Source organism: Solitalea agri (assembly GCF_023914155.1).
Classification (GTDB): Bacteria; Bacteroidota; Bacteroidia; order Sphingobacteriales; family Sphingobacteriaceae; genus Solitalea; species Solitalea agri.
Genome location: NZ_JAMWYS010000005.1, coordinates 1 through 8,453 on the forward strand (window position 1 = coordinate 1; position 8,453 = coordinate 8,453).

Annotated in this window: 1 protein-coding gene; it reads left to right on the forward strand. The window is 47.8% G+C overall.

Features of this window, described 5'->3' with window-relative positions; genetic code table 11:
• Window positions 1-8,453 (forward strand): PKD domain-containing protein (locus NF867_RS01360; RefSeq protein ID WP_252585746.1); only part of this gene is annotated, 8,453 nt, incomplete at both ends.

Genomic DNA, 8,453 nt, shown 5'->3' on the forward strand with positions numbered 1-8,453 from the left:
TCATATACAGTAAAAGTAACCAACACGATTACCTCTTGTACGGCAACTTCGCCGGCTACAGTGGTAACGGTAAATCCAAAACCAACTGCAACAATCACTGCAGGAGGCCCGACCAGTTTCTGTAACCCAGGTTCTGTAGTATTATCAGTACCAGTTCAGGCAGGAGCAACGTACCAGTGGTTCCTGGATGGATCTCCGGTAGGAACAAATACAAATACCTATACTGCATCTGCTGCGGGTAATTATACGGTTACTGTAAGCTTTGCAACTGGTTGTAGCACTACCAGCCCAATTGGCATTGTAGTTACTGTTTGGGATTTTGCAACGCCAGTAGTTTCAGCTGTAGGTACGCTTGATTTCTGCGTGGGAGGAAGCGTGACCCTTAAAGTAAGCCCAGTTGTTACTGGTGTGACTTACAGATGGTATTCAACTGCTTCGGCTGTATCAATAGCAACAGGAACATTCTATACTACTAACGCAGTAGGTGATTATTATGTAGTTGCTACCGATATAAATGGATGTCCTAAAACATCAAACACAGTTTCTGTTACTTCAAATCCATTACCTGATGTAACCTTAACTAATCCAGGTCCCCATTCGTTCTGTAACGGATCAAATGCAACCTTTAGCGTTCCATTCACCGCGGGTTATTCATACCAGTGGTATCGTAACGGTGCAATTGCGCCAGGAGCTTCAACAAGTAACTCTTATACAGCTACCGCTTCAGGTAAGTATAAAGTTGTCGTAACTTCTAATAAAGGTTGTATCAGTACTTCTGCGGAAGTTGATGTAACCGTGTTTGATATCCCAAATCCTGTAATTTCAGCTTCAGGTTCTACAATAATTTGTGCTAACGAAACCGTTTCACTTACTATTAATCCATTCGCGGCTGGTGCAACCTATCAGTGGCGCAAAAATGGAGTAGACATTCCAGGTGCGACAAGTCAAACTTATGTTGTTTCAGAAACAACAGCTGGTACTTATAACTACGATGTGGTTGCAAGCTACCCAACAGGTTGTACCGAAACCTCTAATATGATTCCGGTAACGGTTAAACCTTTACCAAATGTTACTCCTACAACTCCAACAACCATTGCATTCTGTGATGGTGGTAGTTCAACAATCGGAGTGACAGCAGGTCCTGCTGGAACCAGCTACGTATGGACAAAAGACGGTGCAGCATTTGGCTGTAACTGTGCTAGCGTTCCTGTAACTGATGGGGGTAATTACAAAGTAACTGTAACTTATCCTGCACCAAACGGATGTTCAGCTACGTCTGTAGTATTTAATGTAACTGAATACAAAATTATTAAGCCGATTATTGCTGCAGACGGCCCATTAGCTTTCTGTGCGGGTGAAGATGTAGTTTTATCAGTTTCTAATGCTGATGCTACACTTAATTACCAATGGCAATTAAACGGAAGTCCTATTGGTGGAGCGACCTCAACTTCATACACTGCTACAACAGCAGGTAATTATACGGTTGTAGCGACCAATTCATTTGGTTGTTCAGAAACTTCTGCTCCTGTAACAGTTACGGTTAACCCGTTATCGGTAGCAACTATGAAGTTTCCAGGTCCATTTAAGTTCTGTTATGGAGGTAGCGCAGGCTTAGAGGTGATTAGTTCAAATCCAACTGACACCTATCAGTGGACTTATAATGGGGTTTCGATCCCAGGAGCTACATCAGCTACTTATAGTGCTACTCTAACAGGTACTTATAATGTAGTTGTAACTACATCGAATGGATGTTCAAGTGTGGCTACTAATGTGTCAGTTACAGTTGATCCTCTTCCTCAACCTAAAATTGTTAATGCGGCAGGGAGTACAGTTGACTTCTGTGCAGGTGGTGGTAAAACACACTTGCAAGTCGACAATCCATACGTTGCTTATCAGTGGTATAAAGATGGCGTAATAGAAGTAGATTCAGTAAACAGAGACTACTGGGTTATGCCAACGGGAGTATCAGAAACTCACCGATATACTGTTAGAGTATGGGATACAAACGGATGTAGCGATACCACCCTGGCTCCTGTATTTGTTAACAGTTATCAGCCAACAGTAATTATTCAGGGTAATTTCACAGCTTGTGATCCTAATCCGGCTAAGTTATATGTAGTAAGTCCGGCTATTACTATCGATTGGTATTATTCTGCAACTAATACGGCTCCAATTACCTGGTCATCTGCCGCATCAGCTACTACTACTTATAATGCTTATAATACCGGATGGTATAAAGTAAAAGCTAATGATGGTACTTGTGATGCATGGTCAGATTCAGTATTTATTCAGATTGAAAAAATTATTCCAGTTATTACTCCAGGTGGTTCAACTACCTTCTGTGGTACAACTACAGCTAAAGTTACCTTATCGGAAACATTCTATAACGATCCTGTAAAATATGCTTATCAGTGGCAAGTTGGAGGAGTAGATATCCCGGGAGCGATATTCCCTTCTTATGAAGCTAGCGCAACAGGTAATTATAATGTTAAAGTTACCAGCAAGTTTGGATGTTTTGGTACTGCCGCAGCTCCTGTTGCAGTAACCGTTAATCCTATTCCTACGGCTAACTTCACTTTACCATCTTCGTGTCTTCCTGCTGGAGGAGCGCAATTTACTGACGCAAGTATTGCCAATGGCGGTGCAACAATTACCGGTTGGAGCTGGGATTTAGATGAAGGCGTTACTTCATCAAGTCAAAATCCTGCTATTCCTCCTTATGCAACTTCAGGTATTAAAACAATTAAATTAACCGTAACCGATAGCAAAGGTTGTTCTAATACAGTAACAAAACCATATAATTTCAATGGTAATGAGCCTGTAGCATCCTTTACTTATCCGGCAGCTACGGTATGTAATAACACGCCAATTACATTTAATGGTGCGGGTTCGGCAGCAAGTTTAACTCCTCCGGCTACTTCATTGAGTTATGATTGGAAGTTCTTTGATGCATCTAATAATCCGATTGCGTTATCAGCTCCAAATAATTCTTCAGTAACAGTTACATTCCCTGCAAACAATGCAGTTACTACGTATAAAGTACGTTTAACGGTTACTACTGATTTGGGATGTAGCGATATTGAAGAACATACTGTAACCATCAGCCCTGAACCTAAGGCAAAATTGGCTTTACCTAAAACCAATGTTTGTCGTGATGATGCTCCGTTTGCTTTAACGGGTGGTTCTGAATTATTAGTATTACCTGGAAGCGGTGTATACGCAGGTGCTGGTGTAAATTCAGCTACAGGAATCTTTAGTCCTGCAGCAGCAGGTGTGAGCGGAGCTGCTCCTCATATCATTACCTACACCTATACAACCACAGATGGTTGTGTGGATGTAGCAACCGATACGATTCGTGTTAACCCAATGCCAACAACTACAATTACCGCTAATCCGGCTGAAAACGCCTCGGATGAAGTGGAGGTATGTAATGGCGATGCAGTTACATTCACTGCAGGTGGTGCAGCAACTTACGAATGGTTTAAAGATGGCCTTACCTTAAATGTATTTGCTCCAACTTATACCACCACGGTGGCTGGCGATTACTATGCATTAGGTACTTCAGCTGCTGGTTGTACAACTCAGTCAAAAACCATTAAAGTAATTGTGAATCCTCTTCCGGTTGCATCATTTACTATGGATGGAGATTGCGTGAGCAATACAGGTTCTGTATTTGATGCATCAGCAAGTTCTGTAGCTACCGGATCGATCACTAACTATACATGGGACTTTGGCGATGGTAATCCTGTTGTTTCTTCAGCAAGCCCTATCACCACTTATGTATACGCGGCTTCGGGTAATTACACAGTTAAGTTAACTGTAACAACCAGTAAAGGTTGTTCAGATACAGAAACATTAAACTACCAGTTCAATGGTAACGTACCAGCAGCAAGCTTTACGGCATCAGCTACTACCGTTTGTCAGGGAACAGCTGTAACCTTTACTGATACTTCGGTGCCAGGAACAGTTGGTACGATCAATAAATGGAAATGGGAATTCTTTGATCCTATTACAAATGCATTATTGCCTATTTATGCGCCAAATGCAGCGTCAGTAACAGTAAACTTCCCTGATGCAACAACAACAACTGATTACCGTGTTAAATTAACTGTTTATACTGATTTTGGTTGTGAAGATGAATCTGCAACTCAGGATATCACGGTACATCCGGTAGCAGTAGCCACTCTTGCGGTAGGCGTACCAGAGATCTGTATCGATGGCGGTCTGGTAGACATCACCTCAAGTGTAACCAACGGAGTTGCCGTAGCAGCACCGGTATACACCACCAATGCCCCAGCCGGTTCAATCACGGCAGCAGGCAAGTTTGACCCAGCAGTAGCAGGGGTAGGCACCTGGACGATCACCTACGTGGCTACCGCCACAGACGGAAGTTGTGCAAGTGCACCTGCAACGGCCACGATCGTAGTACACCCGGTACCAACACCAAGTATCACCCCATCGGCAACAGCTGCCTGTGAGAACAGTGTGATCACCTTAACAGCAACCGGTGGCAGCAGCTACCAGTGGAAGAAAGGTGGCGTGGCGATCGCAGGACAAACCGGTTCAACCTTAACCCTGAGCACGGTAGCCGAGTCAGGCAGCTACTCAGTAGTGGCCACCGATGGCTTCGGTTGTGACGAGGAGTCAGCACCGGTAGTGATCACGATCTATCCAAACCCAGTAGCGATGTTTGCTAAACCTAGCAGCTGTGGAACGGTGGGTGATGTGTTTGACGCGAGCGCATCAAGCGTAAGCGGCGGTTACACGATCAATGATTATGCATGGGATTTAGGTAACGGCGGACCAATTGTACACACCTTGGTACCAACGGTAGCAGTACCTGCTTACACAACGGTAGGGGCGAAAACGATTACCTTAACAGTAACCTCATCAGGTAATGGCTGTAAAGACACCTTTACCGATGTATATCAATACAATGGCGCAACGCCAGTGGCAAGCTTTACGGCATCGTCCACAACGGTTTGCCAGGATGGAACAGTGACCTTAGATGCCACCGGTTCAAGCACCGGCGTAAGCCCGATTAAGGATTACATCTGGGAATTCAGTGAAGGCGGCAGTGTGATCAACACGATCTCAGCGGCTAACCAGGCAGTGGTATCGATCAACTTCCCGGCCATCACCTCAACGCATACATATGATGTGAAACTGACGGTGAGAACCCAGGACGGTTGTGAAAGCAGCACAGCGCCACAGTCGATCACGGTACATCCGGTAGCAACCACTTCGTTAGCGGTAGGCGTTCCGGAGATCTGTATCGATGGCGGCTTGGTAGACATCACCTCAAGTGTAACCAACGGAGTTGCAGTAGCAGCACCGGTATATACCACCAATGCCCCAGCTGGTTCAATTACGGCAGCAGGCAAGTTTGACCCTGCTGTAGCAGGGGTAGGCACCTGGACGATCACCTACGTGGCTACCGCCACAGACGGAAGTTGTGCAAGTGCACCTGCAACGGCCACGATCGTAGTACACCCGGTACCAACACCAGCTATCATCCCATCAGCAACAGCTGCCTGTGAGAACAGTGTGATCACCTTAACAGCAACCGGTGGCAGCAGCTACCAGTGGAAGAAAGGTGGCGTTGCGATCGCAGGACAAACCGGTTCAACCTTAACCCTGAGCACGGTAGCCGAGTCAGGCAGCTACTCAGTAGTGGCCACCGATGGCTTCGGTTGTGACGAGGAGTCAGCACCGGTAGTGATCACGATCTATCCAAACCCAGTAGCGATGTTTGCTAAACCTAGCAGCTGTGGAACGGTGGGTGACGTGTTTGACGCGAGCGCATCAAGCGTAAGCGGCGGCTATAGCTTAACGTATGCGTGGGATTTAGGGGAAGGCTTTACTTCGACCTTACAAAACCCAGCGGTACCAGCGTACACCACAGCCGGACCGAAAACGATTACCTTAACAGTAACCTCATCAGGTAACGGTTGTTCAGCAACCTATACTGATGTATATCAATATAACGGTTCAACACCGGTAGCAGCCTTCACGGTATCGAACACCACCATCTGTCAGGATGGAACGGTGACATTAGATGCCACAGGTTCAACTACAGGCGTAAGCCCAATCACCGACTACATCTGGGAATTCAGTGAAGGCGGCAGTGTGATCAACACGATCTCAGCAGCTAACCAGGCAGTGGTATCGATCAGCTTCCCGGCCATCACCTCAACACACACATATGATGTGAAACTGACGGTGAGAACCCAGGATGGTTGTGAAAACAGCACAGCGCCACAAACGATCACGGTACACCCGGTAGCCACCACTACGTTAGCGGTAGGTGTTCCGGAGATCTGTATCGATGGCGGTCTGGTAGACATCACCTCAAGTGTAACCAACGGCGTTGCAGTAGCAGCACCGGTATATACCACCAATGCCCCAGCCGGTTCAATCACGGCAGCAGGCAAGTTCGACCCAGCAGTAGCAGGCGTGGGCACCTGGACGATCACGTATGTGGCAACAGCAACCGACGGCAGCTGCGCGAGCACTCCTGCAACGGCGACCATCGTTGTCCATCCATTGCCAACACCAACCATCACCCCATCGGCAACAGCTGAGTGTGAGGGAGGTACGATCACCTTAACGGCCAGTGCAGGCTCGACCTACCAGTGGCGCAAAGGCGGGGTGGATATCGCCGGACAGAACGCACAAACCTTAACCTTAAGTACGGTTGCTGAATCAGGCAGCTATACGGTAGTGGTAAGCGATGGCTTTGGCTGTGATAATGAATCACCGGCACAGGTCATTACGATCTATCCAAACCCAGTGGCAGCGTTTACCAAACCAAGCAGTTGTGGAGCGGCAGGGGATGTGTTTACCGATGGCTCAAGCGTAAGTGGCGGCTATAGCTTAACGTATGCCTGGGATTTAGGCGAAGGCTTTACTTCGACCTTACAAAACCCAGCGGTACCAGCGTACACAACAGCAGGACCGAAAACGATCACCTTAACAGTAACTTCATCAGGTAACGGCTGTAAAGACACCTTTACCGATGTATATCAATACAATGGCGCAACGCCAGTGGCAAGCTTTACGGCATCGGCCACAACGGTTTGCCAGGACGGAACAGTGACCTTGGATGCCACCGGCTCAACCACCGGCGTAAGCCCGATTAAGGATTACATCTGGGAATTCTCGGAAGGCGGTACGGTGATCAATACGATCTCAGCAGCTAACCAGGCAGTGGTATCGATCAGCTTCCCGGCTATCACCTCAAGCCACACGTATGATGTGAAGCTGACAGTGAGAACCCAGGACGGTTGTGAAAGCAGCACAGCGCCACAGTCGATCACGGTACACCCGGTAGCAACCACTACGTTAGCGGTAGGTGTTCCAGAGATCTGTATCGATGGCGGTCTGGTAGACATCACCTCAAGTGTAACCAACGGCGTTGCCGTAGCAGCACCGGTATATACCACCAGTGCCCCAGCGGGTTCAATCACGGCAGCAGGCAAGTTCGACCCTGCAGTAGCAGGCGTGGGCACCTGGACGATCACATATGTGGCAACAGCAACCGACGGCAGCTGTCCAAGCGTAGCGGCAACAGCGACCATCGTTGTCCATCCATTGCCAACACCAACCATCACCCCATCGGCAACAGCTGAGTGTGAGGGTGGTGTAATCACCTTAACGGCCAGTGCAGGCTCGACCTACCAGTGGCGCAAAGGCGGGGTGGATATCGCCGGACAGAACGCGCAAACCTTAACCTTAAGTACGGTTGCCGAATCAGGCAGCTATACGGTAGTGGTAAGCGATGGCTTTGGCTGTGATGATGAATCAGCACCACAAGTGATCACGATCTATCCAAACCCAGTGGCTTCGTTTACCAAACCAAGCAGCTGTGGAGCGGCAGGCGATGTGTTTACCGATGGCTCAAGCGTAAGCGGCGGCTATAGCTTAACGTATGCCTGGGATTTAGGCGAAGGCTTTACGTCGACCTTACAAAACCCAGCGGTACCAGCGTACACCACAGCAGGACCGAAAACGATCACCTTAACAGTAACTTCATCAGGTAATGGCTGTAAAGACACCTTTACCGATGTATATCAATACAATGGCGCAACGCCAGTGGCAAGCTTTACGGCATCGTCCACAACGGTTTGTCAGGATGGAACAGTGACCTTGGATGCCACCGGTTCAACCACCGGCGTAAGCCCGATTAAGGATTACATCTGGGAATTCAGCGAAGGCGGCACGGTGATCAACACGATCTCAGCAGCTAACCAGGCAGTGGTATCGATCAGCTTCCCGGCCATCACCTCAACACACACATATGATGTGAAACTGACGGTGAGAACCCAGGATGGTTGTGAAAACAGCACAGCGCCACAAACGATCACGGTACATCCGGTAGCAACCACTACGTTAGCGGTAGGCGTTCCGGAGATCTGTATCGATGGCGGTCTGGTAGACATCACCTCAAGTGT